Genomic DNA, 26,609 nt, shown 5'->3' with positions numbered 1-26,609 from the left:
CTTTTTTATGGCGCTATCTGCACAGCATTAGAGGTGTTCAACACTCTCAATTTCGTACTCAACGTCGCCGCCGGGCGTTTTCACCACCACCACATCGCCCTCTTCTTTACCAATCAGCGCGCGCGCAATGGGTGAAGTGACCGAAATACGACCCGCTTTAATGTCGGCTTCATCTTCGCCAACAATGCGATAGGTAACGCTGGCATCACTATCCAGGTTCAAGAGCGACACGGTCACTCCAAAAATCACCTTACCGGTCTTCGGCAGCTTGGTGACATCGATCACCTGGGCGCCCGAAAGCTTGCTCTCAATTTCCTGGATACGACCTTCAATAAACCCCTGCTGCTCGCGGGCGGCGTGATACTCGGCGTTCTCCTTGAGGTCACCGTGTTCACGCGCTTCGGCGATGGCCGCAATCACTCGGGGGCGCTCTTCGCCCTTCAAGTGGTTGAGCTCTTCGCGAAGGCTTTTTTCTCCCGCTACCGTCATCGGGACCTTGTTCATTGACTTGCTCCTGCATGCAGATCCTGAAGGCGCCGCACCGTAATCTCCCTACCGTACTCTAGCGCCATGCAAACAGCATTAGCGCCCGCCAAGGTGGTCGCATAGGGCACCTTGCGCGCGAGAGCAGTACGGCGAATGATCGAAGAGTCGTTAATTGCCTGACGACCTTCGGTAGTGTTCACGATGTAGGCGATTTCGTCGTTCTTCAGCAGATCGACGATATGGGGACGGCCTTCGTAGACTTTATTGACGTGCTCCACGGGTAGCCCGGCGGCTTCGATGGCCGCTGCCGTACCGCGTGTTGCACAAAGTGTGAAGCCCAATGTTAGCAGAGAACGGGCCACTTCGATAATCCCCTGCTTGTCAGGTTCACGCACCGACAGGAACGCTTTACGGTCGCCGTCCAGCGCCGGGATCGCTTCGCCCGCGCCTAGCTGCGCCTTGAAGAAGGCTTCAGCGAAGGTATCGCCCGAGCCCATCACTTCACCGGTGGACTTCATCTCCGGCGAGAGAATCGGGTCAACGCCCTGGAACTTGTTGAACGGGAAGACCGCTTCTTTGACGCTGTAGAAGTGCGGCACGATTTCCCGCTCGAAGCCCTGCTCGGCGAGGGTTTTACCGGCCATGCAGCGCGCAGCAATCTGGGCCAGCGAGGTGCCGATGCACTTGGAAACAAACGGCACGGTACGCGAGGCGCGGGGGTTGACCTCAATCACGTAGATCTCACCATCTTGCCACGCCAGCTGCACGTTCATCAGGCCTTTGACGCCCAACTCCACGGCCATTTTCTTGACCTGCTCGCGCATCTCGTCCTGCACGTCGGCAGGCAGCGAGTAAGGCGGCAGCGCGCAGGCAGAGTCGCCAGAGTGAACGCCCGCTTGCTCGACGTGCTGCATGATACCGCCAATTACGACCTGCTGGCCGTCAGAGACTGCATCGATATCCACTTCCACCGCGGCGCTCAGGAAGTGATCCAGCAGTACTGGCGAGTCGTTAGAGACCTTCACCGCGTTGGTCATGTAGTTTTCGAGCTCGGAGGCGTCGTAGACGATCTCCATCGCCCGGCCGCCCAGGACGTAGCTCGGGCGCACGACCAGGGGGTAGCCAATTTTTTCGGCTTTGGCGAAGGCATCTTCGAAACTGCGCGCAGTGGCGTTGGGCGGCTGTTTCAGGCCGAGCTTGTCGATCATCACCTGGAAGCGCTCGCGGTCTTCAGCGCGGTCGATGGCGTCCGGCGTGGTACCGATAATCGGCACGCCTGCAGCTTCCAGCTCGCGGGCCAGCTTCAGCGGCGTTTGACCACCAAACTGTACAATCACGCCCACCGGCTTCTCTTTATCGGCAATTTCCAGCACGTCTTCCAGCGTGACCGGCTCGAAGTAGAGACGATCAGAGGTGTCGTAGTCGGTAGAGACGGTTTCCGGGTTGCAGTTGACCATGATGGTTTCGTAGCCGTCATCGCGCATGGCGAAGGCGGCGTGAACGCAGCAGTAATCGAACTCGATACCCTGGCCGATACGGTTCGGGCCACCGCCCAACACCATGATTTTCTGGCGATCAGACACGTCCGCTTCGCACTCTTCCTCGTAGGTGGAGTACATGTAGGCCGTGTCCGACGCAAATTCGGCAGCGCAGGTATCCACGCGCTTGTAGACCGGACGGATATTGGCTGCCTGACGAGTCTTGCGGAACTCTTTTTCGGACACACCCAATAGCTTCGCTAGACGTGCATCCGAGAAGCCCTTGCGCTTGAGCTGGAACAGCTCGCGAGCGGAGAGATCCGCCAACGCGCGCTTGGAGACCGCCGCTTCGGTCAGAATCAGGTCTTCCAGCTGAACCAGGAACCAACGGTCGATATTGGTCAGCGCAAACACGTCGTCCACGCTCATGCCCGCGCGCATGGCGTCGGCCACGAAGAAGATACGCTCGGCCCCTGCCGCCTGCAGCTCGCCCTTGATCTGGGCCATGGCGTCATCGGTGAACTCGGTAATGATCGGGTCGAGGCCGTCGTTACCGGTTTCCATGCCACGCAGCGCTTTTTGCAGCGATTCTTGGAACGTACGGCCAATCGCCATCACCTCGCCCACCGACTTCATCTGGGTGGTCAGGCGATCGTTCGCTTGGGGAAACTTCTCGAAGGTAAAACGCGGAATTTTGGTAACGACATAGTCGATGGACGGCTCGAAGGACGCTGGGGTTTGGCCGCCCGTGATGTCGTTCTGCAGTTCGTCCAGGGTATATCCCACCGCCAGCTTCGCCGCGATCTTGGCAATCGGGAAGCCGGTGGCCTTCGAGGCCAGCGCCGACGAACGGGAGACGCGGGGGTTCATCTCGATGACGACCATGCGGCCAGTCTTCGGGTCCATACCGAACTGAACGTTCGACCCGCCGGTTTCCACGCCGATCTCGCGCAGCACCGCGAGGCTGGCGTCGCGCATGATCTGATACTCTTTATCGGTCAGCGTTTGCGCCGGTGCCACGGTGATGGAGTCGCCGGTGTGGACGCCCATCGGGTCGAAGTTTTCGATCGCGCAGACGATGATGCAGTTATCGTTCTTATCGCGCACCACCTCCATTTCGTATTCTTTCCAACCCAGCAGCGATTCATCGATGAGCAGCTCGTGGTTGTTGGACAGTTCGAAACCGCGGGTGCAGATCTCTTCGAACTCTTCCTTGTTGTACGCCACACCGCCGCCGGAGCCGCCCATGGTGTAGGAGGGGCGAATGATCGTCGGGAAGCCAAGCTCCGCCTGGATTTCCCACGCCTCGTCCATGGTGTGCGCCACTTTCGCTTTGGGGCACTCCAGGCCGATGTTCTTCATCGCCTTGTCGAACAGATCGCGGTCTTCGGCTTTGTTGATGGCATCGGCATTGGCACCGATCATCTCGACACCGTACTTGGCCAATACGCCGTGCTTGTCCAGATCGAGCGCGCAGTTCAGCGCGGTCTGGCCACCCATGGTGGGCAGAATCACGTCAGGACGCTCGGCTTCGATGATTTTCTCGACCGCCTGCCAGGTAATCGGCTCGATGTAGGTAGCATCGGCCATGGCGGGATCGGTCATGATCGTGGCCGGGTTGGAGTTGACCAAAATAACCCGGTACCCCTCCTCGCGCAGGGCTTTACACGCCTGGGCGCCGGAGTAGTCGAATTCGCAGGCCTGGCCGATGACGATCGGACCAGCGCCAATGATAAGAATGCTATTGATATCGGTACGCTTAGGCATAACGGTTCCCGCAAAAAGTGGTGACGATGAGCATCAAAACGGCGTAACTAGGCAATGAGAGGCAGCGCGGCGAACCTAGCGGCGCGCCTGCATCATGGCGATAAAGCGATCGAACAGCGGCGCTACATCGCGCGGGCCAGGGCTGGCTTCCGGGTGGCCCTGAAAGCTAAACGCCGGACGATCGGTACGCTCAATCCCCTGCAGAGTGCCGTCGAACAGCGAGCGGTGCGTGGCACGTACGTTGCTCGGCAGGGTCGCTTCATCGGCCGCAAAGCCGTGGTTCTGGCTGGTGATCATCACCGTGCCGGTATCCAGGTCTTGTACCGGATGGTTGGCACCGTGGTGGCCGTGGCCCATCTTGACGGTTTTGGCACCGGAGGCCAGCGCCAGCAGCTGGTGGCCCAAGCAAATGCCGAACACCGGCGTGTCGGTTTCCAACACTTCCCGGATCGCTTTAATCGCGTAGTCACAGGGCTCGGGGTCGCCGGGGCCGTTGGCCAGGAACACGCCGTCCGGGTTCATCGCCAGCACCTCTGCCGCAGGCGTTTGCGCCGGCACCACGGTCAAGCGGCAGCCCCGCGCCGCCAGCATGCGCAGGATGTTGAACTTCACGCCGTAATCGAACGCCACCACGTGGTAGGGGCGCTCGCCCTGGCTCGCATCCGCGTAGCCTTCGCCCAAGGTCCACTCGCCTTCCGACCACTCGTAAGCCTCTTTGCAAGAGACTTCTTTGGCCAAATCCATGCCCTTCAAGCCCGGAAACGCCTTCGCCGCTGCCAGCGCCCGCTCGACGGCATCGTCGCCCTCTGCATCGGCACCTGCCAGAATCGCGCCGTTCTGGGCACCTTTATCGCGCAAAATACGCGTTAGGCGTCGGGTATCGATATCCGCAATGCCTAGCACGTTTTGGCTTTTCAGATAATCAGAGAGGGTTTGCTCGGAGCGGAAGCTGCTGGCCAGCAGGGGAAGATCACGAATCACCAGGCCCGCTGCCGCAATGGAGGCGGACTCCACATCTTCGGAATTAATACCGGTATTGCCGATATGCGGGTAAGTCAGGGTGACGATTTGGCGGGTGTAAGAGGGGTCGGTGAGGATTTCCTGGTAGCCGGTCATGGCTGTATTGAACACCACCTCACCGCTTGTGACTCCATCCGCGCCAATGGCCGTTCCATGAAACACACTGCCATCTTCCAGGGCTAATATCGCGGGTTTGCTCAATGCGGGGTTATTCAAGACAAGTTCTCCCATGCTGGTGGGAGCCTGTGGGCGCAGGCTCGGCGATCCGGTTGTCGGCGTTTGCGTGCAAACGTCGGGTCGTAAAAAAGCGGGACGAAGCCGACAATAAAAACATCGGTTTCATCCCGCTTGTTGTTCTCATCCATGCCACCATAACGGTCGTGACCATGGCGCAGCAGTTCGCTGACTCTTTTCTCTAACCTAACGGCCAGTGCAACAAGCGTGGTTCACTTTCCACTGACATCGACTACCACAGACATTCGCTGCAGGCGTTTTACTGGCTATTGAAAGCCACTCGGCCAAAATTTTTGGAATGTTACAGGATTTACCGACCGTCGGCTAGCCCTTAATTTTCAGCGTAGGGTAAAGAACGCTTTGCCAATCAGTGAAGCTCCAAGACGTCTTGCATGTCGTAGCGGCCATGAGGCTGGCTGGCGACCCAGCGAGCGGCGCGCACAGCGCCTTTGGCAAAGGTCATGCGGCTTGAGGCCTTGTGGGTAATCTCGATGCGCTCGCCTTCGGTGGCGAACATCACGGTATGCTCACCGACGATATCGCCTGCGCGAACGGTCGCAAAGCCGATCTCTTTGTCGGTGCGCGGGCCGCACTGCCCTACCCGCTCGAACACACCGTGCTCTTTTAGGGTGCGGCCTAGGCTTTCCGCGACCACTTCCCCCATTTTGATGGCCGTACCGGAAGGCGCATCGACTTTATGGCGGTGGTGCGATTCGATCACTTCAATGTCGTACCCTTCATCACCCAGCGCTTTGGCCGCCGTTTCCAGCAGTTTCAGCGTTAGGTTCACGCCCACGCTCATGTTGGGGGCGAAGACCATGGCGACTTTATCGCGGTAGCTATCCAGCTCGGCCAGTTCGTCATCGTTCATGCCGGTGGTGCCGATCACGATGCGCTTACCGTGCTCGGCACAGAATGCCAGGTTCGCCAGCGTCACCTGCGGTGCGGTGAAGTCGATCAGCACGTCGAAGTCATCGACGATGGCGCTGAGCGAATCGACCGCCACCACGCCCCGCTTGCCTACGCCCGCCAGCTCGCCGATATCGGCACCGGCCAAGGAGCTGCCCGGCTCCACGATACCGCCCGCCAGGGAGGCATCGGCTTCTTGCTCGACGGCGTTGACTAACGTGCGGCCCATGCGGCCAGCTACGCCTACAATGGCAATTCGGGTCATGGAAACTCCTACGCGTGCGCTATTTGGCATCAATCTAGAAACAAAAAGGGTGGCCGCGATTATAACAGACCACCCGGCCGATGCGGCGCTAACGCCGCCGCCCCTCGATCACTTCAATTTTCCCAGACGATCTCTAGCGGTTCGTCTTTCGCCATCCGCACCAAATGGCTTTCGACCACGCCTTCGAGCTGGTCCAGGTGCTCCTCTTCGAGGGTTTCGATAGAGACCAGCAGCCGTTCTGGCTCGGCGTGCATCAGGCAGGTACCGCTGGCAAACACGATTTTGGCGTCCTGCTCGGTGTATTCCACCTCAAGTTTATGGGCCCAGTGCTTGCACAGGCGGTTGATCAACCGCGCGCCGGATGGGGTGGCAATCTCTGCTCGGGATAAAGGCATGCGGTTCTCTCCAAGTCGACAGACGTGATGCCCTACTAGCCTAATCGCCGCCCCCGCAAGAGCCAAGCAACGAATGAGAATTCGTTGCAACGGCGTGTTGCTCAACGCTAACGCTTATCGCTTACCTCGACACCTTTCCCGCTTTTGAGGATAATGCCGACATGAGAATAGCAATTAACATCAACATCTATGTTTGATTAAACATTCATCGTTAGCGTAGACGCTAAAGAACTCAGGTAACCAATGCCACTATGCTGTTACGTCTCTCTCTTCCTTTCGTCGGTGCGCTGACATCTCTCGTTTGCGCGTCGGCTATCGCGGCACCCATCACGGTCACTGATATTGCTGGCCGACAGATCACCCTAGACGCCCCTGCCGAACGCGTCATCCTGGGCGAAGGCAGGCAAATCTATCTGCTGGGCATGCTCGAACCCGACGCACCACTGGCCCACGTGGTGGGCTGGCGAGAAGACTTTTCACAAGCAGACCCTGACAACTACCAGCGCTACTTAGAGCGCTTCCCCGAGATGGCTTCGATTCCCACCTTTGGAGGCTTCAAAGATGGCACCTTCGATGTCGAACAAGCGGCGTCGCTGAATCCTGACCTGATTCTGATGAACATCGAGGCAAAAGCAGCCACCGAGGATGCCGCCTACGATGACAAGCTCGCGGAACTGGACATTCCCATCGTGTACGTGGACTTCCGCGAAGACCCCATCGAGAACACCATTCCATCGATGCGCCTGATCGGCCAGTTGATGAACGACGAGGCCGCTGCCGAGGAGTTCATCACCTTTGCCGAAGCGCAGCTCGCCCGGGTTACGGAGGTCATCGAGCAAGCCAATCCCGAACGACCACGGGTCTTCGTCGATCGTGCAGGCGGCTATTCGGATGAGTGCTGTATGAGCTTCGGCCCTGCCAACTTTGGCGAGTACGTGACGCTGGCAGGCGGCACCAACATCGCCAACGGCATCATCCCCGCCAGCTTTGGCAACCTCAACCCCGAGCAAATCATCGCCGCCAACCCGCAGCACGTGGTGGTCACGGGCGGCAGTTGGGATGCCTACGTGCCAGGCGGTGACTGGGTTGGTGTTGGTCCCGGCGCCGATCAGGCGCAGGCACGGGAAAAACTGCAAGCGTTAACGACCCGCACCGCCATGACCGGCATCGACGCCGTCGAGACAGGGAACGTTCACGCGATTTGGCACCAGTTCTATAACAGCCCCTACTACTTCGTTGCCGTACAGCAGCTAGCCAAGTGGTTCCATCCCGAGCTGTTTGAAGATTTAGACCCCGAAGCTACCTTGGAAGAGCTTCACGACCGGTTTCTGCCGATCGATTATCAGCCCGGCTACTGGATAACGCTTCATGATGAGTAATGCCAACGTCGCCCACCCAACCGCCGGACGCACGTTCTATCGCGCTCAAGTGTGGCGTCGACAGCTGATTCTGGTGGGGCTGACCCTCGCGCTGCTGCTCAGTCTCTGTGTGGATTTGGCACTCGGCCCCGCCCGTTTCAGCTTGGCCGAGGTGATCGCTGCGCTGGTGACTCCCGATGCCGTCAGCCAGCAGGCGCGAGTCATTCTGTGGGACATTCGTATGCCGGTCGCGCTCATGGCCATCGTCGTAGGGGCTAGCCTCTCGGTGGCGGGCGCGCAGATGCAGACCATCCTCAGCAACCCGCTCGCCAGCCCGTTCACGCTGGGGATTTCCGCAGGTGCCAGCTTTGGTGCTGCCCTGGGCTTGGCCTTTGGCGTGGCTATCATCCCCACCGCCATCGAATACGTGGTGCCCATCAACGCGTTTCTGATGGCCATGTTCACCGCGTTTTTAATTCACGCGCTGAGCCTCAAACGCGGCGTCACCGTGGAAACCATCGTACTACTCGGCATTGCGATGGTGTTCATCTTCAACTCGTTGATGGCGCTGATCCAGTTCTTTGCCAGCCAAGAGGCCGTGGCTGCCGTGGTGTTCTGGACGATGGGCAGCCTCACCAAAGCCACCTGGCCAAAGTTCTGGATCGCGCTTGGCGTACTCGCCCTGGTAATGCCGCTTTTGGCACGCCACGGCTGGGCGCTCACCGCCATGCGTTTAGGGGATGCCAAAGCGGAGAGCATGGGCGTTAACCCTCGCGCGCTGCGCCTAGAGGTATTGGTGCTTGTGTCGCTGCTGGCCGCCATCGCCGTTGCCTTCGTCGGTACGATTGGCTTCATTGGCCTGGTGGGCCCGCACATTGCCCGTATGCTGCTGGGCGAAGATCAGCGCTTCTTCCTGCCCGGCTCGGCCCTGTGCGGGGCGCTGATTCTCTCGGTGGGGTCGGTGCTGTCGAAGATCATCATTCCCGGCACCATCATTCCCATCGGCATCATCACGTCGCTCGTGGGCATTCCCTTCTTCCTTTTCCTCGTGCTCAATCACAAGAAGGCCGCATGGTAACGCTACAGCTCAAGAACGTGTGCGCCCGCTATGGGCGCAAAACCATTGTTCACGACATCTCCACGCCCTGCTTTCAAGGCGGGCAAGTCGTGGCGCTGCTTGGCCCCAACGCGGCAGGCAAATCGACACTGTTCCGTCGCATTCTGGGGTTGCTGAAAGGCAGCGGCGACGTGCTCATTTCGCACACCACCGCCGAGCGGCCCGTGGCCTACATGCCCCAGGACACCGGTGCCAAAGCCGTCTTATCGGTGTATGAGTCCGTGCTGCTGGCCCGCATGCAAGGGCGTAGCCTGACGGTACAAGCCGACGACCTTGCCCAAGTGGACAAAGCGCTTGCCGAGCTGAACATTAGCGCGCTGGCCGAGCGTGACATCGGCGATTTGAGCGGCGGCCAGCGCCAGCTAGTGAGCGCCGCCCAGGCGCTGGTGCAGGAGCCTGAAATCCTCATGCTGGACGAGCCCACGTCCGCGCTCGATCTCAACCGGCAAATTAGCCTGTTGAGCGTACTGAGACGCCTAGCCGACGAGCGGCAAATGCTGATCCTGGTCGCCCTACACGACATTGGCCACGCCCTGCGCTTTACCGATCACGCCATGGTCTTGGAACAAGGCAGGTTGATCGCCTGCGGCGCCACGGAGGACGTCATTACCCCCGAGCTGCTGCGCAGCGTTTACCACGTGAACGCTCGCATCGAGCCCTGCTCGAAAGGGCGGCCTCAGCTTATCGTCGAAGAGGCCATTTAAGGCGCTTACCTTCTAACGCCGCCAAGACGACACCGCCCAGCATCAAAGGCAGCGCCAAGAAGAAGTGGTGCGAGGCCGGAATATCGAATAGCAACCAATCCGCCAACACCGGCCATAGCAAGGCGAGGTACTCGAACGGCGCTAACCGCGACGCCTCGGCATAGCGAAATGCCAGCGTCATCGCGATATGCGCCGCCCCGCCCAACAGCCCCGCCAGCACGAGCAGGCTCAACACCTCTAGGCGTAACGCTGCCCAGCCCAGCGGCAGCGTCGCCAGCCCCGCCAAGGCCGACACCAAAATGAAGTAAAATGCGATAGCGCCTGCCGTTTCCGTGCGCGAAATGCGCCGCACGGTCAGTAACGCGCCCGCCGTTAGCACCGCGCTCAGCACCGCCAATAGATAGCCCACCAGCTGGCCCGACTGGGAAGCACCGCCCACGTTCGGCAACACCAATACGGCCATTCCCCCCATCGCCAGCCCCATGGCCAGCGCACGCACCCACGTAAAGCGCTCGCCCAACAGCAGTACACCGCCTAGTGCCATAAAAATAGGCGTCAACTGCGCCAGCAGCGTGGTCTCGGCCACCGGCAACACCGCGACGGCGGCAAACGAAGCAAACATCGCCGCCGCGCCCAATCCTGAACGCAAGGCATGGCCCAACGGCCGACGGGTCGCCAACCCCTGAGGAAACTCCCGGCGTAAGGCCAGAAACACCACGATCGGCAACAGCGCAAACAGCGAACGGAAGAATACCGACTGCCCCACCGGCACCTCATCGCTCACGGCTTTGATACACACCAGCATGCCCGTAAACAGCACCCCCGACAGCACGCGCAGCCAAATCCCTACGTAGGGGCGATCAACAGCATCCAAAGGCATTAGGTGACTTCCTTCATTCGTTAGCGTCCAGCGATTGATAAGCGGATGCTGTTATTGTGACGTAAAATACGTGTCATTAACGCATCCAGTACCTTCTATGTGGATCATTTTTGGCAAGAAGGTCGTTATTGAGCACAAGACAATACTTCGCAGGTTTAACCGAACTTGAGAACAAAATGGAAGATGTAACGCTCACCTGCCTGACCAACCTCCGCGTTGGCCGAAGCCGGGGCCAATTGGCAGCGAATAAACCTTGCTTATTGCTCGCAATCCTATGCGAAATTCAACGCGGCCATATTTCAACACCCCAGGTGTATATTGATGATCGTTTAATTGCGCGCTATTTCGATCTGTATGAGATAGCCACCGGCGATCGGCATGCCGCCAACCCTCACTTACCGCTTTGGCACTTAAAGAGCGATCAAGGAGTTACAGGTGCTCTTTGGGAACCCAACTTCGAGAGCAGTATTGCCAATGTCGCGGACAGCATCGGGCAGCCGAAATCACTTAAAAAGCTCTCTACACTGTTCACCGAGGCAACGCTTGATCCAGCGTTATTCAATGCCTTTCAAGATCCATCGACCGCCCGTTCGGCCTGCGCCCTCATCGTGACGCACTATTTCGCTCGCTCTGACCAGCAAAACGATCTCAATGTTTACTTAAATAACGCTTTTGCTAGTGGCGAGTACGAGAAACAAACTGATCGCTTAGTTGGCGAGGTAACAGAGAATGCTCAACAGCAGGCACGCTCTGCAGCATTTCGCATGTTGGTGCTGGAAGCTTACGACTATCGCTGTGCGGCCACTCGTTTACGCTTTATTACACCAGACTATCGCTACCTCGTGGAGGCCGCTCACTTGATTCCCTTTGCCGAGAGCTTCGATGACCGGCCCTCCAACGGGTTAGCACTAACACCGAACTTGCACTGGGCAATGGACAACTACCTGATTGCCCCTGGCCCCGATCATAAGTGGCATGTCAGCCCCACTCTTGATGAACTGATGCCAGACAACGCATGGCTTCATCAGTTGGATGGCCAAGCGGTCATACTCCCCAGAGCTAAGCACAGCCAGCCTGATCCGCTGGCTTTGTCGTGGCGGATGGATCACCTGCTGCGTTGATGCAGATAAAAAAGCCCCAGCACCGGGGTGCTGGGGCTGTTACCTCAAAGCGCTCTGGGTTCTTACGGCTTCATCTCTTCAAAGAACTTCTTCACGCTGTCGAAGAAACCGGTTTTCTTCGGCGAGTGGCTGTGGCTGTTGCTGCCATCGAAGCTCTCTTGCAGTTGGCGAAGCAGGTCTTTCTGCTCGTCGTTGAGGTTGACGGGCGTTTCCAGCACTACTTTGCACAGCAGGTCGCCGGGGGCGCCACCGCGAACGGGCTTCACGCCTTTGCCACGCAGGCGGAAGAGTTTGCCGGTTTGGGTTTCCGGCGGAATCTTCAGCTTCACGCGGCCATCCAGCGTGGGCACTTCCAACTCGCCACCGAGTGCTGCATCGACGAAATTGATCGGCACGTCGCACTGCAGGTGTTTACCGTCACGCTTGAAAATGTGGTGCGGCTTGATGGAAACCTGAACGTACAGATCGCCCGCCGGGCCACCGTTCACGCCGCTCTCGCCTTCGCCGTTGAGACGAATACGGTCGCCGGTATCCACACCCGGCGGAATCTTCACCGAGAGCGTGCGGGTTTCACGCACGCGGCCTTCGCCGTTACATTTGTGGCACGGCACTTTGATGTGCTGGCCACTGCCGTGACAGGTCGGGCAGGTTTGCTGAACCGCGAAGAAGCCCTGCTGCATACGTACCTGACCGTGGCCGTGGCAGGTGGGGCAGGTCTCTTTGGTGGAACCCGGCTCGGCACCGCCGCCGTCACAGCGGTCACACTCGATATGGCGCGGGACGCGAATATCCACCGTGGTGCCCGCCACCGCGCTCTCTAGATCCAGCTCTAGGTTGTAGCGCAGGTCGGAACCCCGTGCGGGTGCGTTGGGCCCACGACGACGGCCACCGCCGCCACCGAAGATATCGCCAAACACATCGCCGAAGATGTCGCTGAAATCGCCAGCGCCGCCGCCACCGAAGCCACCGCCGCCAAAGCCGCCGCCCTGGCCATCCACACCGGCATGACCGAACTGGTCGTAGGCCGCGCGCTTCTCGCCGTCGCTCAAGACTTCGTAGGCTTCCGACACTTCACGGAATTTTTCCGCTGCGGTGTTATCGTCCGGGTTTCGATCAGGGTGGAATTTTTGCGCCAGACGGCGATAGGCCTTTTTGATCTCTTTCTGATCGGCCCCTTTTTCGACACCCAGGACTTCGTAATAATCGCGTTTGGACATGGGTCCTACGCCTCCTGGTTAGCTACGCACTATAGGCGTCTCGGCCGCGGAAACAGCAACGCGGGAGTTGCCTCCCGCGTCACCGCTTTCCTTGGCAGAAAGAGGTGGGTTACTGCTTCTTCTTGTCGTCGTTGACTTCTTCGTACTCGGCGTCAACCACGTCATCGTCCTGCTTGGTGTTGGCCTCTTCTGCGCCTTCACCACCCGCCTGCGCGGCGTCTGCCTGCTCGGCATACATCTTCTGCGCCAGCTGGCCGGACACTTCGGTCAGCGCATCCAGTTTCTTCTGGATGTCGTCCTGGTCATCGGTTTTCACCGCTTCTTCCAGCTCGGCGATGGCGTTTTCGATGGCCTGTTTCTCGTCATCGGTCGCCTTGTCGCCCGCCTCTTGAACGGTCTTGCGAGTGGCGTGAATCATGCCGTCCGCTTGGTTACGCAGCTGCACCAGCGCTTCGAACTTTTTATCTTCGTCCGCGTGGGCTTCAGCGTCGCGTACCATTTGCTCGATCTCTTCATCGGAGAGGCCGCTGGACGCTTTGATGACGATGGACTGCTCTTTGCCGGTCGCCTTGTCTTTGGCAGATACGTTCAGGATACCGTTGGCATCGAGGTCGAACGCCACTTCGATCTGCGGTACACCACGCGGTGCCGGCGGAATGTCGGCGAGGTCGAAGCGACCCAGCGACTTGTTCTGCGACACTTGCTTACGCTCACCCTGGACGACGTGAATGGTCACGGCGGTCTGGTTGTCATCCGCGGTCGAGAAGGTTTGGGTCTTCTTGGTCGGGATGGTGGTGTTCTTGTCGATCAGCGGCGTCATCACGCCACCCAGGGTTTCGATACCCAGGGTCAGCGGGGTCACGTCAAGCAGCAGTACGTCTTTAACGTCGCCACCCAGAACACCGCCCTGAATCGCAGCACCCACGGCCACTGCTTCGTCCGGGTTCACGTCTTTACGCGCTTCTTTACCGAAGAAGTCTGCCGCTTTCTTCTGAACCATCGGCATACGGGTCTGACCGCCGACCAGAATCACTTCGTCGATTTCAGACGCGGACAGGCCTGCATCTTTCAGCGCCATTTTGCACGGCTCGAGCGAACGCTGAACCAGGTCTTCGACCAGCGACTCCAGTTTGGCACGGGTCACCTTCACGTTGAGGTGTTTCGGGCCAGTGTTGTCGGCGGTGATGTACGGCAGGTTCACGTCGGTCTGCTGCGCACTGGAAAGCTCGATCTTGGCTTTCTCGGCGGCTTCTTTCAGACGCTGCATGGCCAGATTGTCGCCAGACAGATCGATACCGCTGTCCGACTTGAACTGGTCGACCAGATAGTTGATCAGCGCCAAATCGAAATCTTCACCACCCAGGAAGGTGTCGCCGTTGGTCGCCAACACTTCGAACTGCGTTTCGCCATCAACGTCGGCCACTTCGATGATGGAGATATCGAAGGTACCGCCACCCAGATCGTACACCGCGATGGTTTTATCACCACGGGATTTGTCCATGCCGTAGGCAAGCGCTGCGGCGGTCGGCTCGTTGATGATGCGCTTGACGTCCAGACCGGCAATGCGGCCCGCATCTTTAGTAGCCTGACGCTGGCTGTCGTTGAAGTAGGCCGGTACGGTGATGACCGCTTCGGTGACCGCTTCGCCGAGATAGTCTTCGGCGGTCTTCTTCATTTTCTTCAGCACTTCCGCGCTTACCTGCGGCGGTGCCATTTTTTTGCCTTTCACTTCTACCCATGCATCGCCGTTATCGGCTTCAGCGATTTTGTAGGGCACCATCTTGATGTCTTTTTGAACGACGTCGTCTTTGAAGCGGCGGCCGATCAGACGCTTGATGGCGTAAAGGGTGTTTTCCGGGTTGGTCACGGCCTGGCGCTTGGCGGCCTGGCCTACCAGGGTTTCGCCGTCGTCGGTGTAGGCAATGATGGAAGGCGTGGTACGACCGCCTTCGGCGTTTTCAATGACTTTAGCGCTGTCACCATCGAGCACGGCCACACAAGAGTTAGTGGTGCCCAGGTCGATACCAATAATGCGTCCCATAGCAAAAACCTCGAATTCGGTTGAAACAAAACTGATGTTTTACGCCGCTGTTACTTACTTGGCGTCTGCGGGTTTTCCCGCGGGTTGCCCTTTATTTGGGGGCCGCTTGCAGCATTTCAAGGGCTTTTTTTACTGCAATGCGTCAACGCGGCTTAATTCGCTTTTTGGCTGACCACGACCATGGCAGGGCGCACGAGGCGGCCGTTCAGCAGATAGCCCTTCTGCATCACATCCATCACAGTGTTGGGGTCGAGCTCTGGGTTCGGCACCATCGCCATGGCTTCATGCACCTGTGGGTCGAAGGGCTCGCCCTGGGGCTCGATGCTTTCGACGCCAAACTTGCTCAGCACGTCTAGCTGCATCTTGAGGGTCATGGAGACACCTTCACGATGCACGTCGGACGCGTCATCCTGCATGCTTTCCAAGGCTTTCTCAAGGCTATCCACCACGGGCAGCAGCTCTTTGACGAACTTCTCCAGGGCAAACTTGCGCGCTTTTTCGGCTTCTTGCTCCGCCCGGCGGCGAACGTTTTGAGCTTCGGCAGCGGCGCGCAGCGCTTGGTCTTTGGCTTCCGCTAGGCTCTGCTCCAGCTCTTCTACCTGGGCGGCCAACACGTCGGCTTCGGGGCTGCCGGCGCTGCCTTCCAGCGGCGCATCGTCATCGATCAGCCCTTCCAGTTCGCCTTCCACCAACCGCTCCTCGGCAGATTGGTCGGTGACCTCTGCTTCCTGCTCTTGGCGTGCCAGCTCATCTTCCAACGGGGTTTGCGGTTCTTTTGCCATGCCTTGCTCCTGAAATAAGTAACGGTGCCGGTGGCGGCCACCTGAGTTAAGTAGCGGGTGTTAACCACGTATGCAGCCTATATGGGGGCCATAAAAGCCATCTCAAGAGGGGCATTGAAGTGAGTTATCGACTACTGTATAAAACAACAATTATTGGATAAGTATCCAGCTTCTGTGCCGCACCGCCTCAGGAGGCCTTATGCTTACGCAGCTAGCGATCCAAGACTACGCGATCGTTGATCGTCTCGAACTCGACCTGACCCGGGGCATGACCGCCATTACGGGCGAAACTGGGGCGGGTAAATCCATTCTGTTGGGTGCCCTGGGGCTCTGCCTGGGCGAGCGCGCCGATGCGGGTAGCGTGCGCCACGGCTGCGAGCGAACCGATCTCTCCGCCCGTTTCGATATTCAGCATCTGCCCGCCGCTACCGAATGGCTGGTGGCCCGCGAACTGCCCGCCGACGAGTGCCTGCTGCGCCGCGTGGTCACTGCCAACGGCCGCTCCAAGGCGTGGATCAACGGCCACCCGGCGACCATTGCCGATTTGAAATCCCTTGGCGAACAGTTGATTCAGATTCATGGCCAGCATGCCCACCAAGCCTTGATGCGGGAAGAGACGCACTTGGCGCTACTGGATGATTACGCCGGACTTCGCGAACGCAGCCAGCAGCTCGCCGAGACGTTCCGCGAGTGGCGCAGCGCTCGCCGTCGGCTGAAAAAACTCAGTGAAGAGGGCAGCGAAGTCGAGGCCAAACGCCAACTGCTGCGCTATCAAGTCGAGGAGCTGGATCAGCTAGGCCTTGCCGAAGGCGAGCTGCAAACCTTGGAAGAGGAACAGCACACCCTGGCCCACGCCGAAGAGACCCTGCGTGAAACCCAGTTTGCCGCCGACTGCTGCGAAAGCGATGAAGGGGGCGCCCTGTCGCTTCTCAACCAAGCCTACGCCCACCTGAGCGCGCTGCCCGGCAGCGATAAGGGCACGCTTGCCAACACGCTTACCATGTTGAGCGATGCACGCATTCAAGTCGAAGAAGCCGCCAGTGAGCTGCACCGACTGGCCAGTACTACCGAACTGGACCCAGAGCGGCTGGCGTGGGTAGAGGAGCGGATGGGCGACGTACACCGCATTGCCCGTAAGCACCACGTCGCTCCCGAAGAGATTTGTGCGCTGCATGCCCAACTCAAACAGGAAGTGGCGCAGCTCGAAGCCAGCGATGACGATCTAGAAGCCCTCAGCAGCCAAGTGGCCGAGTACCGCGAGCGTTACCGCAGCGAGGCCAAGCAGCTCACCGAAGCACGTCAGAAGGCCGCCGTGCGTCTGGGCAAAGAGGTACAGCAGCAGTTGGCCTTCTTGGCCATGGGCAAAGCACGCTTCGAAGTGGACGTCACCCCGCGCGAAACGCCTTCCCCCGAGGGCTTGGACCACGTGCAATTCCTGATCAGCGCTAATCCGGGCCAACCCGCCCGGCCGCTCACCAAAGTCGCTTCCGGGGGCGAGCTGTCGCGCATCAGCTTGGCCATTCAAGTGGTGGCGGCGTCGCATTCGACGATTCCGAGCCTCGTCTTCGATGAAGTGGACGTGGGTATTTCTGGGGCAACGGCGGAAATCGTCGGCCAACTGCTGCGGAAGCTGGGGGAAAACGGTCAGGTGATGACCGTGACCCACCTGCCTCAAGTGGCCGCTCAAGCGCACCAGCATCTGCACATCGAAAAGCGCGCCAAGCGAGACACCACGCTCACCCACATGGCGCTGCTGGACGAGCGCGGCCGGATCAGCGAGCTGGCGCGTATGCTGGGCGGCGTGACGCTATCCGACCAAACCCTGGCCCATGCGCGGGAAATGCTCCACGCCAGCCAGCGCCCGCCCCACTAACTCCCAGGGTCTCTAACGCCCAGGTATCTATCTCCCCAGCATCCAAGCCCACGCCACCTGACTCGCGCAGGTGGCACAGCGTACCTAGGCCTCCGTTGAATGCAAAACGCCCCCAGAGCGCCAGTGATACGTTCACTCGCACGTTGGGGGCGCTTTTACACGGCGTTGCGCTTAACGATTCGCTATTTGCGATTCGTTGGGCCGCTATCCTGGCGTGTCACATCAGACCCGCGAGGGCGAACGTACAGCACCAGGGCATGGTCCACTAGCTCGTAGCCGTGCTCTTCGGCGATCTCTTGCTGGCGACGCTCGATGATGTCATCGACGAATTCGATGATTTCACCGCTTTCCAGACACACCATATGGTCGTGGTGGTCCTCTTGGGTCATCTCGAAGACCGCGTGACCACCGTCGAAGTTGTGACGAATCACAAGGCCCGCCGACTCGAATTGAGTCAATACGCGGTAGACGGTTGCCAGGCCAACATCCTCGCCCGCATCAATCAGTGTTTTATACACTTCTTCTGCGCTAAGGTGGTGTTGACCCGAAGCATTTTCGAGAATCTGCAGGATCTTGACGCGCGGCAGGGTCACTTTCAGCCCGGCTTTGCGCAGTTCATGGTTCTGATCGGCCATGGTTGCTCTTCGCAGTAACAGGTTAGGTCGGGTATCATCGACCGAAACCACGATAGTGAAGAACAGGCTCAAATGCAAAAATTGACTCGTATCATTACTCTTTCCGTTGCCCTGACCGTTGTTAGCGGCTGCAGCTACGTTGGCGTTTATAAGCGCGACATTCCCCAGGGCAACCTGATCACCCAGGAGATGGTCAGCCAGCTCCAGCCGGGTATGACCCAAGAGCAGGTGACCTACGTCATGGGGCGCCCGCTGCTGGAAGCGCCGTTCGACTCCAGTGAGTGGGATTATGTCTACCGCATCGACAAAGCCTACGAGGGCGTCGAACAGCGCCGCGTGACGCTCACGTTCGATAACGCGGGCCGCTTGGTGAACATCGAACAGGAAGGCGATTTATCCAGTGATCTGCCGATCAGCACCGACGGCAGCATGGGCCCCGCCGTGGAAGGCGCAGACCCGCTGGACACGCTGCCCAGCCAGCGTACCCCCACGCCGGAAACGGCCCCCGAGCCACAGCCCATCATTACCGGCGAGTAAGCCAGGGCTACTGCCCTTTGGCCTGACGCTTGGCCCGCTCTAGGCGGGCCGCTTTCGGGTCGATCTGTAGCGGGCGATACACTTCCACACGGTCGCCCTCGCGCAGAGTCTCTTTGTCCGGCTGGCGAATGGCCTTGCCGAATATGCCCAGCGGTGCCTGCGCGAAGGTGTCGCTGGGTACCTCTTGGAACAGGCTAGGCAAATCGGCCAGCGCGACGGCTTGTCGTGCGGTCGTGCCCTCAGGCACCACGAGCGCAACGATGCGCTGTTTGTGGGGTAACGCGAAGGCGACCTCTACCTTCAGCAGGTTATCGGCCATACATCTCATCGGCGCGCTTGGTGAACGCGTCGACCAGTTGCCCGGCAATTTGCTGGAACAGCTTGCCAAACGCCATGCTCAGCAGCCGATTGGCGAACACGAACTCCATTTCCAAACTAACCTTACAGGCATCTTCGCCCATGGGCGTGAACAGCCAGCGACCCTTGAGCTGTTTGAACGGCCCTTTCACTAGCGACAGCTCGATGCGCTCAGGCGCGTATAGGTCGTTGCGCGTGGTAATGGTTTGCTCCACGCCCGCGCGCCCAAGCGTCATTTCACCAATCAGATGATCAGCGTCATGCTCGAGCAAACGCGCCCGGCGGCACCCCGGCAGGAACTCGGGGTAGCGTTCGAAGTCATTGACCAAATCGAACATTTGTTGGGGGGTGTGCCGCACCAAGGCGGTACGATTAACGGTTGGCATTGACCTCTCCGCTGACTTCACAGTGCCCAAAGCGTATCATGGGAAACATTTTTTCAGACCTTGAATGGTATCACGCCTCCCCACATAACGAAGGGGGTGCTACTGACAGATCAACGATGAGGTTCCATGGCCACTAAGAAAGGTAACAGCAAGGGCCCCGGCAGCAGTGTCATTGCCCAGAACAAGAAGGCACGGTTTGAGTACCATATCGACGAAACCTTCGAAGCGGGCTTGGCGCTGGCGGGCTGGGAAGTAAAAAGCCTGCGCGCCGGTAAAGCGCAGCTCACCGACACCTACATTTTGATTCGCAACGGCGAAGCGTTCCTGCTGGGCAGCCATATCATGCCGCTGAACACGGCCAGCACCCATGAAATTGCTGACCCCACGCGAACTCGTAAACTGCTGCTGCATCGTAAAGAGATCGCCAAAATCTTTTCGGTCACACAAGACAAGGGCCACACCTGTGTGCCGCTCAAGCTCTACTGGAAGCGTAACAAGGTGAAGTGCGAACTGGCGCTAGTAACCGGTAAGAAAATTCACGACAAGCGGGCTACCGAAAAAGATCGCGACTGGAATCGCCAAAAAGGCCGAATTATGCGGGAACATAACAAGGCTTAACTGGTCAATTTGCCGTGAGCACGTTAGAATGCGGCTCTGACTAAGGGGGCGACATGGTTTCGACGCCGGTGACAAACCCTGCGGTGCATGCCGAGAGCGTGATGTATCTCGTAAATACCACATCACGAAAAATAGTCGCAAACGACGAAAACTACGCTCAAGGCGCGCTGGCAGCTTAAACCCTGCTAGCTTCTTGTCTGGCCCCAAGGTGATGTGCCTATTCATCGCTGCGGGGATATGAGCTAAAGCTGATAGGACCGCGGTTGGCGGTGTCTTCTCGTCAACCGTTAAACTTTAGAAGGCTCGCGTGGCTGAATCCTGACCGTCGGAGTCAGTCGCGCTAAAGCAAATGACGGAATCTAAGCATGTAGAGCCAATGGGCGCGTGCTGGCGGACGCGGGTTCAATTCCCGCCGCCTCCACCAGACACCCCTACAAATCAAGCACCCACGGGTGCTTTTTTTGTGCCTGCTCACTGCCCTTATACGTCCAAGCGCCTCTTTTTAGCGTTATTTCCAGTATGAAAGCGACCGCTTTTCTCATGCCCTCTTCCCGCCCTTTGTCTCTTTTATGTGGCCGATGCAAAGGGCTTTGCACGCCTCATGAAGCCAGCTACTGTTAGAGGCCTAAGCTTGGCAAACGTCCAAGCGTATCGAGAAGGAAGTGACACATGCTGTATGGATTGAGCTTGCTGGCCGGTATCGTGCTGCTATTCGGCGGCGGGGAGGCGTTAATACGCGGTGCGGTCGCTGGTGCCAAGCGAATGGGGGTTTCACCACTACTCACGGGATTGGTGGTCGTGGGCTTTGGCACCTCGGCGCCTGAGCTAGTGGTATCGATCGATGCCGCGATACGCGAGCAGCCGGACATCGCCGTGGGCAATATCGTCGGTAGTAACATCGGTAACGTGTTACTGATTTTAGGGCTGTGTGCCGCCATCTGCCCCATGACCGTTCAGCCCCTGGCGCTGCAGCGAGACGGCGTGGTGGTGGTCGGCGCCAGTGTCCTGTTTATCGTACTGGCCTGGAGCGGTGCACTGGGTCGCTGGGAAGCGGCCCTACTGCTAGCCGCCCTCACTGCCTATCTGGTGTGGGCTTACCGCACCGAGCGCCAACAGCCGATGCCGGAAGGCGACATGCACGCCGCCGAAGCGGAGGAAGTCACGGCCATTCCCACCTCGACCGTCATGATCGTCGCCGCTCTCGTCGTGGGGCTGGGCATGTTGATTGGTGGCTCGCAGCTCTTGCTTTATGGAGCGATTGGCCTTGCCCAAGCGATGGGGATTTCAGAAGCCGTCATCGGCTTGACCATCGTCGCGGTCGGTACATCACTGCCAGAAATGGCCGTGTCAGTAATTGCCGCGCTGCGCCGTCACGCCGATGTCGCCGTGGGTAACATCCTAGGCAGCAACATCTTCAACGTGCTTGGGATTCTCGGCATCTCGGCCGTTCTCCAGCCGCTGCCCATTGCCGAACGGGTGAGCCAGTTTGACCAGTGGGTGATGCTGGGCTCGGCAGGCCTGCTGCTGCTTTTTCTTTATACCGGCATGCGCCTATCCCGCTGGGAAGGCACCGCGCTACTGGGTGGATACGCAGCGTACATTGCACTGAGCTTTACTATCTTTTAACGGACATGCACGGGTAAGTCAGTGCCCACTTCGTCGTAGTAACGCAGAGCGCCGGGGTGCAGCGGTGTCGTCATATGAGCGAGCAGGTCCGGCGTGACGCCCGCCCACCAGGCGGCCTGCTCCGCGAGACGCGCTTTTTGCTCCCAGAAGAGCTTCGTAAGGCGATAAGCGGTCTCTGCATCCATCTGCTCGGTGGTGTATGCGATGACGGGGCGTGACGTCGTGTAGGTGGGCTGGGCGATGCCGGGATAGGTGCCTCCTGGAATGACCTGGGGCACCGCCCCCGTCTGAGCGATCTGCTCGGCGGTCAAGCTAATGAGCGTGATGGGCACGAGCGACGCCGTCTCGATCACGTTGGGTGTGGGGTAAGAACTGGCCGTGACGAACGCATCGATCAGGCCCTCTCTCAACGCTTCTGGGCCATTGGTGATCGAGGCATCGGCCAAGCGCACCCTGTCTTCCAAACCGAAGAGCTGAAAATAGCGAGCGGCCTCTCCGGCGCTAAACGTGCCACGCCCAATCAGCACATGCTGGCCGCGCAACGCGTCGAACGATGCTGTGCCATCGTCCCCCGCCATGACGAAGTGCATGGTCAGCGACGGCATGGGAAACAGTCCACGAATGGCCGCGAACCGCTCATCATCATGACCAGCGAACGGCCCTTCGCCCGCCACGGCCTGAGCCACGAGGGCAGGCGGTGCCGTGAATACATAGCGCCCCTGCCGGGTCATGACTTCTTGAACATTTTGCACCGACCCCTGGCTCTCTTCGTTGGTCAGTACGATAGCGTCGTCACTGCCTTGTCGAATGACGTTAGCAAGCTCGCTGCCCATTTGGTGATAGGCCGTGCCCGCAAGTGCCGATTTATAAGTAATGCGCGTTTGCGCGTGGGCATCCAGCCCCATACCCGCCATCATCAGCGTGAATGCCAACACACCACCGGTACGAAAAAGAGAGCAGAAACGGGCGCGCATGCAACGTCCTTTGCAGTTGAGGCCTTCTCGGCCTGATGGATTGAGCGGATTCTGAATGCCGTCACGTGAAGCTTTCGCCGTCTATTGGCTGGCTACTCATCGCCTACCGGTCGACACCGATAGCATAGCGGCATATTCGTTCTTACGTTAGCAACCCGCCGTGGCGGACACCAATGGTCGGTTTAAACGGCTCGACCCGCGCCTGCCGAGGGGCAGCAGTGCCTGCGAGGCAATATTAAACCGCATTAGGGGCTGGTCAGCGCCTCCCATGGGCGAGATGATAGCGGGCTTTGCGCTTTCGAAGCGCTCGCTGGCTTCTTAATCTGGACCTTCGTGATGAACACCTTCGTTATCAAGCTGATCGCTCAGCGCTTGGCGCTGGGCCTGTTACTCCTTCTCGCCGTCTCGGTACTGATCTTCGTGGGCACCCAGCTACTGCCTGGCGACGTGGCGCAATCCATCCTTGGGCAGAGCGCCACCCCTGACGCCCTCGAGAACCTACGTCGTGAACTAGGGCTCGACCAACCCGCCTGGGCGCGCTACATCGATTGGTTGGGCGGCATCCTACAGGGCGATCTAGGCACGGCCCTGTCCAATCGCCAGGATATTGGCGAGTCGCTGTGGGGCCGGGCGGGGAATACGCTGTTCTTGGCGTTTTGGACGGCCGTGGTGGCCGTGCCATTCGCCATTCTCTTGGGGCTCGTGGCGGTGCGTTATCAGAATCGCTGGCCAGATCGCATCATTTCCGGCACCACGCTAACGGCCATCTCGCTACCCGAGTTTTTCATCGGCTATTTGCTGATCTATCTCTTTGCCGTGAAATTCAACTGGTTCCCTAGCGTGTCCACCGTCTATAGCGGCATGAGTCTGGGCGAGCGGCTACACGCCATTGTCCTGCCTGCCGCCACCTTAACGCTGGTGATTCTAGCTCACATGATGCGCATGACGCGGGCGGCCATTTTAAGCGTGATGCAGTCCCCCTATATCGAAACCGCCGAACTCAAGGGGCTGGGGCTATTTCGCATCATTGCGCGACACGCCTTTCCCAACGCCATTGCCCCCGTCGTCAACGTGGTCATGTTGAACCTCGCTTTCTTGATCGTGGGCGTGGTCGTCGTCGAGGTGATCTTCGTCTACCCCGGCATGGGTCAGTACTTGATCGACCACGTCGCCAAGCGCGATGTGCCGGTGGTACAGGCAGTGGGACTACTGTTTGCAGCGGTGTACATCGGACTCAACATGCTGGCGGACATCATCGCCATTGTCACCAACCCGCGCTTGCGCCACCCCAAATAACTCGCTGACCACCGTCTTTAGATAGGAAAGCACCACCATGTCGATATGTTTAACGCTGCTGAAACGAATGCCGGTGACTGCGCTGATCGGCCTGCTGCTCACGTTCGGCTTTTTAGTGATGGCCCTCTTCGCCCCTTGGCTGGCCCCTTACCCTATGGCCGACAGTGTGGGCGACATGTGGATGGGGCCATCGGCAGAGTTTTGGCTCGGCACCGACAATTTAGGCCGCGACCTTCTCTCACGGCTGATTTACGGCGCCCGCACCACGATGACCATTGCCGCGCTAGCCACGGCGCTGGCGTTCTCCATTGGCTCGGTGCTGGGCATTCTGGCGGCGGTCTACGGTGGCTGGGTGGATCAACTCATGTCGCGCGGTGTCGATATCGTCATGTCGATCCCGACGCTGATTTTTGCTCTGGTCATTCTGTCGGTGATGCCCAGCACGCTGCTCATGCTGATTTTGATCATGGGCGTGCTCGATTCGACCCGAGTGTTTCGTATTTCTCGAGCGGTCGCGGTGAACATCAACGTGATGGACTTCGTGGAAGCCGCTCGGCTGCGCGGCGAGGGCAACGTCTGGATCATCTTCCGAGAAATATTGCCCAACGCACTCACCCCGCTGGTGGCCGAGCTAGGCCTGCGGTTCATTTTCGCCGTCCTGTTCCTCTCTTCGCTGTCGTTTTTGGGGCTCGGCGTTCAACCACCGGAAGCCGACTGGGGCAGCATGGTGCGTGAAAACCGCCAAGGCATCGTCTTTGGCGTGCCCGCTGCGCTGATTCCTGCGGCGGCCATCGCGCTGTTGGCCATTTCCGTGAACCTAGTAGCCGACTGGGTGCTGCGACACACCACCGATCTAAAAGGAGGCCGCCGTGGCTGATTCGCTATTAGACATTCGTCATTTGACCATCGAAGCCACGGCCTACCCGCCCGGCGAAGCGCCCCGGGAGATCACCATCGTCAACGACGTCAGCTTCACCCTGGAGCGCGGCAAAGTACTGGGGCTGATTGGTGAATCCGGCGCGGGCAAATCGACCATTGGCTTGTCGCCAGCGGGCTGTGGACGCGGCGATATTCGCTTGAGCGGTGAAGTGTGGGTGAACGGCCGCGATATCTTGAAAGACTCGCCAAAGGCACTGCGTCAGCTGCGTGGTAAAACGGTGTGCTACGTGGCGCAGTCAGCGGCAGCCGCGTTCAACCCCGCCCACACGCTGATGGAGCAGGTCATCGAGACCTCCCTGTACCACCGCCTAGCCACTCGCCAAGAGGCCGAGGCACGAGCCATCGAACTGTTCGAGCAGCTTGGGCTACCCGACCCGGCACAGTTTGGCCACCGCTACCCGCACCAGGTATCGGGCGGGCAGCTACAGCGTGCCATGACCGCGATGGCACTCTGTCCAAAGCCCGATCTGATCATTTTCGACGAGCCCACCACGGCCCTTGACGTCACCACGCAAATCGACGTGCTGGCCGCCATCAAGCGGGCCATCAAAACCACGGGGGTCGGTGCACTCTATATCACCCACGACCTTGCCGTGGTCGCTCAAGTCGCAGATGACCTCCTCGTGCTGCGGCAGGGGGAAAAAGTCGAAATGGGCAGCACCGCGCACATCATTGAGTCGCCTCAAGCGCCGTATACGCAAGCGCTGGTGTCGGTGCGTTCCATCGAGCATACGCCGAAAACGCCGTCATCCACGCCGCTGCTGGCCATCGAGGGCGTCAGTGCGGCGTACCACCAAAGCGGAAGCAACGTGTTGAAGGACATTCATCTCTCGGTGAGCGCAGGCCAAACGCTGGCCATCGTGGGGGAGTCTGGGTCGGGGAAATCCACCCTGGCGCGGGTCATCACCGGGCTGCTGCCGCCCAACCAGGGCCAGCTTCGCTTTGACGGGAGCACACTGCCCAACACCCTCGCCAAACGTGATAAAGAGACGCTGCGCGAACTGCAGATGATTTATCAAATGGCGGACGTGGCCATGAACCCGCGCCACACCGTAGGCACCCTCATCGGCCGCCCGCTCACGTTCTACTTCGGCTTGAAAGGTCAAGCACGCCGTCAGCGGGTGATCGAGCTGCTCGACGCCATCGAGCTGGGGGAAGCGTTTATCGACCGCTATCCGGCCGAGCTGTCGGGCGGTCAAAAACAGCGCGTATGCATTGCGCGTGCCCTGGCGGCCAAACCGAAGCTCATCATCTGCGATGAGGTCACCAGCGCGCTCGACCCGCTCGTGGCCGATGGTATTTTAAAGCTGCTGTTGCGGCTACAGGCGCAGGAGAACGTGGCCTACCTGTTCATCACTCACGACTTGGCCACCGTCAAGGCGATTGCCGATAGCATTGCGGTGATGCACCAAGGGCGTGTGGTGCGTGACGGCGAGCGTGATACCGTGTTAAGCCCGCCTTTCGACGAGTATACGCAAACGCTATTGGCGTCGGTGCCGCAAATGAAGCTAGGATGGCTCGAAGAGGCCCTGACGACTCACGGCCATTAACTAAGTGCCAATAAGGGCAGTGGCACCATCGCTGCCTTTATGAA

24 protein-coding genes and 1 other RNA gene are annotated in these 26,609 nt (G+C 59.1%); 12 read left to right on the top strand and 13 right to left on the bottom strand.

Annotated features, from left to right (window positions below; all coding sequences use genetic code 11):
- Positions 1-27 precede the first annotated feature (27 nt).
- The 5 genes from greA to AB6K10_RS05250 form a co-directional block, all read right to left on the bottom strand.
- The gene (greA, locus tag AB6K10_RS05270; RefSeq protein ID WP_139527965.1) at positions 28-504 is read right to left on the bottom strand and encodes a transcription elongation factor GreA; all 477 of its coding nucleotides are present in this window, start codon (positions 502-504) and stop codon (positions 28-30) included.
- Complete coding sequence (carB, locus tag AB6K10_RS05265) at positions 501-3,731, bottom strand: carbamoyl-phosphate synthase large subunit (protein WP_159340792.1); 3,231 nt, start codon at positions 3,729-3,731, stop codon at positions 501-503. The genes greA and carB overlap by 4 nt, the downstream gene beginning before the upstream one ends.
- Before the next feature lie 75 nt (positions 3,732-3,806).
- On the bottom strand, positions 3,807-4,952 hold the full coding sequence (gene carA, locus AB6K10_RS05260; protein WP_305948011.1) for a glutamine-hydrolyzing carbamoyl-phosphate synthase small subunit: 1,146 nt from the start codon (positions 4,950-4,952) through the stop codon (positions 3,807-3,809).
- A gap of 400 nt (positions 4,953-5,352) precedes the next feature.
- Positions 5,353-6,159 carry a 4-hydroxy-tetrahydrodipicolinate reductase gene (gene dapB / locus AB6K10_RS05255; protein ID WP_253019174.1) on the bottom strand — a complete coding sequence of 269 codons (807 nt, stop codon included), beginning with the start codon at positions 6,157-6,159 and terminating at the stop codon, positions 5,353-5,355.
- A gap of 113 nt (positions 6,160-6,272) precedes the next feature.
- On the bottom strand, positions 6,273-6,554 hold the full coding sequence (locus AB6K10_RS05250; RefSeq protein ID WP_139527961.1) for a DUF2218 domain-containing protein: 282 nt from the start codon (positions 6,552-6,554) through the stop codon (positions 6,273-6,275).
- A 251-nt stretch (positions 6,555-6,805) separates the two neighbouring features.
- Between AB6K10_RS05250 and AB6K10_RS05245 the strand changes: the two genes are divergently transcribed.
- The 3 genes from AB6K10_RS05245 to AB6K10_RS05235 are packed head-to-tail and all read left to right on the top strand — an operon-like array spanning position 6,806 to position 9,733.
- The gene (locus AB6K10_RS05245) at positions 6,806-7,933 is read left to right on the top strand and encodes an ABC transporter substrate-binding protein (RefSeq protein ID WP_339118124.1); all 1,128 of its coding nucleotides are present in this window, start codon (positions 6,806-6,808) and stop codon (positions 7,931-7,933) included.
- Entirely contained in the window at positions 7,923-8,990 is a 1,068-nt protein-coding gene (locus tag AB6K10_RS05240; protein WP_339118123.1) for an iron ABC transporter permease, read from the top strand. Before AB6K10_RS05245 ends, AB6K10_RS05240 begins: the two co-directional genes overlap by 11 nt.
- Positions 8,984-9,733 carry an ABC transporter ATP-binding protein gene (locus tag AB6K10_RS05235; RefSeq protein WP_159340787.1) on the top strand — a complete coding sequence of 250 codons (750 nt, stop codon included), beginning with the start codon at positions 8,984-8,986 and terminating at the stop codon, positions 9,731-9,733. The genes AB6K10_RS05240 and AB6K10_RS05235 overlap by 7 nt, the downstream gene beginning before the upstream one ends.
- Here AB6K10_RS05235 and AB6K10_RS05230 read toward each other — a convergent pair.
- Entirely contained in the window at positions 9,711-10,613 is a 903-nt protein-coding gene (locus AB6K10_RS05230; RefSeq protein ID WP_285264215.1) for a DMT family transporter, read from the bottom strand. The two genes, AB6K10_RS05235 and AB6K10_RS05230, sit on opposite strands and share 23 nt — an antisense overlap.
- A gap of 128 nt (positions 10,614-10,741) precedes the next feature.
- Between AB6K10_RS05230 and AB6K10_RS05225 the strand changes: the two genes are divergently transcribed.
- The gene (locus tag AB6K10_RS05225; RefSeq protein WP_339118122.1) at positions 10,742-11,734 is read left to right on the top strand and encodes an HNH endonuclease; all 993 of its coding nucleotides are present in this window, start codon (positions 10,742-10,744) and stop codon (positions 11,732-11,734) included.
- Between the two features lie 62 nt (positions 11,735-11,796).
- Here the strand turns inward: AB6K10_RS05225 and dnaJ are convergent, their stop codons facing one another.
- The 3 genes from dnaJ to grpE form a co-directional block, all read right to left on the bottom strand.
- Positions 11,797-12,951 carry a molecular chaperone DnaJ gene (dnaJ, locus tag AB6K10_RS05220; protein ID WP_159340785.1) on the bottom strand — a complete coding sequence of 385 codons (1,155 nt, stop codon included), beginning with the start codon at positions 12,949-12,951 and terminating at the stop codon, positions 11,797-11,799.
- Positions 12,952-13,060: 109 nt separating this feature from the next.
- Positions 13,061-14,992, bottom strand: coding sequence for a molecular chaperone DnaK (dnaK, locus tag AB6K10_RS05215; protein ID WP_159340784.1), 1,932 nt, complete (start codon positions 14,990-14,992; stop codon positions 13,061-13,063).
- 152 nt (positions 14,993-15,144) lie between these two features.
- Positions 15,145-15,774 carry a nucleotide exchange factor GrpE gene (gene grpE / locus AB6K10_RS05210; RefSeq protein ID WP_159340783.1) on the bottom strand — a complete coding sequence of 210 codons (630 nt, stop codon included), beginning with the start codon at positions 15,772-15,774 and terminating at the stop codon, positions 15,145-15,147.
- 199 nt (positions 15,775-15,973) lie between these two features.
- Here grpE and recN point away from each other — a divergent pair, with 199 nt between their 5' ends.
- Complete coding sequence (gene recN / locus AB6K10_RS05205) at positions 15,974-17,647, top strand: DNA repair protein RecN (RefSeq protein WP_253019180.1); 1,674 nt, start codon at positions 15,974-15,976, stop codon at positions 17,645-17,647.
- A 182-nt stretch (positions 17,648-17,829) separates the two neighbouring features.
- On the opposite strand, the gene fur is transcribed toward recN, so the two are convergent.
- Positions 17,830-18,282 carry a ferric iron uptake transcriptional regulator gene (gene fur / locus AB6K10_RS05200; RefSeq protein WP_016915905.1) on the bottom strand — a complete coding sequence of 151 codons (453 nt, stop codon included), beginning with the start codon at positions 18,280-18,282 and terminating at the stop codon, positions 17,830-17,832.
- A gap of 72 nt (positions 18,283-18,354) precedes the next feature.
- Here fur and bamE point away from each other — a divergent pair, with 72 nt between their 5' ends.
- Positions 18,355-18,819 carry an outer membrane protein assembly factor BamE gene (gene bamE / locus AB6K10_RS05195; protein WP_339118121.1) on the top strand — a complete coding sequence of 155 codons (465 nt, stop codon included), beginning with the start codon at positions 18,355-18,357 and terminating at the stop codon, positions 18,817-18,819.
- 7 nt (positions 18,820-18,826) lie between these two features.
- Here bamE and AB6K10_RS05190 read toward each other — a convergent pair whose 3' ends face one another.
- Together AB6K10_RS05190 and AB6K10_RS05185 are read right to left on the bottom strand one after the other, a co-directional pair.
- Positions 18,827-19,138: an RnfH family protein gene (locus AB6K10_RS05190; RefSeq protein WP_159340780.1), complete on the bottom strand. Its 312-nt coding sequence runs from the start codon at positions 19,136-19,138 to the stop codon at positions 18,827-18,829.
- Positions 19,128-19,562, bottom strand: a complete 435-nt coding sequence (locus AB6K10_RS05185) for a type II toxin-antitoxin system RatA family toxin (protein WP_159340779.1) — start codon at positions 19,560-19,562, stop codon at positions 19,128-19,130. Before AB6K10_RS05185 ends, AB6K10_RS05190 begins: the two co-directional genes overlap by 11 nt.
- Before the next feature lie 126 nt (positions 19,563-19,688).
- On the opposite strand from AB6K10_RS05185, the gene smpB reads away from it, so the two are divergent.
- From smpB to AB6K10_RS05170, 3 genes are all read left to right on the top strand, one after another.
- The gene (gene smpB, locus AB6K10_RS05180) at positions 19,689-20,180 is read left to right on the top strand and encodes an SsrA-binding protein SmpB (protein WP_062360527.1); all 492 of its coding nucleotides are present in this window, start codon (positions 19,689-19,691) and stop codon (positions 20,178-20,180) included.
- A gap of 44 nt (positions 20,181-20,224) precedes the next feature.
- Positions 20,225-20,604, top strand: a transfer-messenger RNA (tmRNA) gene (gene ssrA / locus AB6K10_RS05175).
- A gap of 245 nt (positions 20,605-20,849) precedes the next feature.
- Positions 20,850-21,806, top strand: coding sequence for a calcium/sodium antiporter (locus AB6K10_RS05170; RefSeq protein ID WP_339118120.1), 957 nt, complete (start codon positions 20,850-20,852; stop codon positions 21,804-21,806).
- Here AB6K10_RS05170 and AB6K10_RS05165 read toward each other — a convergent pair.
- Entirely contained in the window at positions 21,803-22,780 is a 978-nt protein-coding gene (locus tag AB6K10_RS05165; RefSeq protein ID WP_339118119.1) for a TAXI family TRAP transporter solute-binding subunit, read from the bottom strand. The two genes, AB6K10_RS05170 and AB6K10_RS05165, sit on opposite strands and share 4 nt — an antisense overlap.
- 336 nt (positions 22,781-23,116) lie before the next feature.
- On the opposite strand from AB6K10_RS05165, the gene AB6K10_RS05160 reads away from it, so the two are divergent.
- Genes AB6K10_RS05160 through AB6K10_RS05150 form a run of 3 tightly spaced genes read left to right on the top strand, consistent with a single transcriptional unit; the run spans position 23,117 to position 26,565 of the window.
- Positions 23,117-24,076 carry an ABC transporter permease gene (locus tag AB6K10_RS05160; RefSeq protein WP_253019181.1) on the top strand — a complete coding sequence of 320 codons (960 nt, stop codon included), beginning with the start codon at positions 23,117-23,119 and terminating at the stop codon, positions 24,074-24,076.
- A 37-nt stretch (positions 24,077-24,113) separates the two neighbouring features.
- The gene (locus tag AB6K10_RS05155) at positions 24,114-24,953 is read left to right on the top strand and encodes an ABC transporter permease (protein ID WP_253019182.1); all 840 of its coding nucleotides are present in this window, start codon (positions 24,114-24,116) and stop codon (positions 24,951-24,953) included.
- Positions 24,946-26,565, top strand: a complete 1,620-nt coding sequence (locus AB6K10_RS05150; RefSeq protein ID WP_339118118.1) for an ABC transporter ATP-binding protein — start codon at positions 24,946-24,948, stop codon at positions 26,563-26,565. The genes AB6K10_RS05155 and AB6K10_RS05150 overlap by 8 nt, the downstream gene beginning before the upstream one ends.
- Positions 26,566-26,609 lie beyond the last annotated feature (44 nt).

It is taken from the genome of Halomonas sp. BMC6 (assembly GCF_964204995.1).
Taxonomy (GTDB): Bacteria; Pseudomonadota; Gammaproteobacteria; order Pseudomonadales; family Halomonadaceae; genus Vreelandella.
Note: the sequence above shows the minus strand (reverse complement) of the source record. Positions and strands in the feature narration are given on the sequence as shown.

Coding starts and splice junctions, on each gene's coding strand:
- dapB (WP_253019174.1), bottom strand. CDS start 6,159: ATGACCCGAATTGCCATTGTAGGCGTAGCTGGCCGCATGGGCCGCACG.
- bamE (WP_339118121.1), top strand. CDS start 18,355: ATGCAAAAATTGACTCGTATCATTACTCTTTCCGTTGCCCTGACCGTT.
- AB6K10_RS05170 (WP_339118120.1), top strand. CDS start 20,850: ATGCTGTATGGATTGAGCTTGCTGGCCGGTATCGTGCTGCTATTCGGC.
- AB6K10_RS05190 (WP_159340780.1), bottom strand. CDS start 19,138: ATGGCCGATAACCTGCTGAAGGTAGAGGTCGCCTTCGCGTTACCCCAC.
- fur (WP_016915905.1), bottom strand. CDS start 18,282: ATGGCCGATCAGAACCATGAACTGCGCAAAGCCGGGCTGAAAGTGACC.
- grpE (WP_159340783.1), bottom strand. CDS start 15,774: ATGGCAAAAGAACCGCAAACCCCGTTGGAAGATGAGCTGGCACGCCAA.
- AB6K10_RS05250 (WP_139527961.1), bottom strand. CDS start 6,554: ATGCCTTTATCCCGAGCAGAGATTGCCACCCCATCCGGCGCGCGGTTG.
- AB6K10_RS05235 (WP_159340787.1), top strand. CDS start 8,984: ATGGTAACGCTACAGCTCAAGAACGTGTGCGCCCGCTATGGGCGCAAA.
- AB6K10_RS05245 (WP_339118124.1), top strand. CDS start 6,806: ATGCTGTTACGTCTCTCTCTTCCTTTCGTCGGTGCGCTGACATCTCTC.
- AB6K10_RS05240 (WP_339118123.1), top strand. CDS start 7,923: ATGATGAGTAATGCCAACGTCGCCCACCCAACCGCCGGACGCACGTTC.
- greA (WP_139527965.1), bottom strand. CDS start 504: ATGAACAAGGTCCCGATGACGGTAGCGGGAGAAAAAAGCCTTCGCGAA.
- AB6K10_RS05155 (WP_253019182.1), top strand. CDS start 24,114: ATGTCGATATGTTTAACGCTGCTGAAACGAATGCCGGTGACTGCGCTG.
- AB6K10_RS05160 (WP_253019181.1), top strand. CDS start 23,117: ATGAACACCTTCGTTATCAAGCTGATCGCTCAGCGCTTGGCGCTGGGC.
- carB (WP_159340792.1), bottom strand. CDS start 3,731: ATGCCTAAGCGTACCGATATCAATAGCATTCTTATCATTGGCGCTGGT.
- smpB (WP_062360527.1), top strand. CDS start 19,689: ATGGCCACTAAGAAAGGTAACAGCAAGGGCCCCGGCAGCAGTGTCATT.
- recN (WP_253019180.1), top strand. CDS start 15,974: ATGCTTACGCAGCTAGCGATCCAAGACTACGCGATCGTTGATCGTCTC.
- AB6K10_RS05230 (WP_285264215.1), bottom strand. CDS start 10,613: ATGCCTTTGGATGCTGTTGATCGCCCCTACGTAGGGATTTGGCTGCGC.
- dnaK (WP_159340784.1), bottom strand. CDS start 14,992: ATGGGACGCATTATTGGTATCGACCTGGGCACCACTAACTCTTGTGTG.
- AB6K10_RS05185 (WP_159340779.1), bottom strand. CDS start 19,562: ATGCCAACCGTTAATCGTACCGCCTTGGTGCGGCACACCCCCCAACAA.
- dnaJ (WP_159340785.1), bottom strand. CDS start 12,951: ATGTCCAAACGCGATTATTACGAAGTCCTGGGTGTCGAAAAAGGGGCC.
- AB6K10_RS05165 (WP_339118119.1), bottom strand. CDS start 22,780: ATGCGCGCCCGTTTCTGCTCTCTTTTTCGTACCGGTGGTGTGTTGGCA.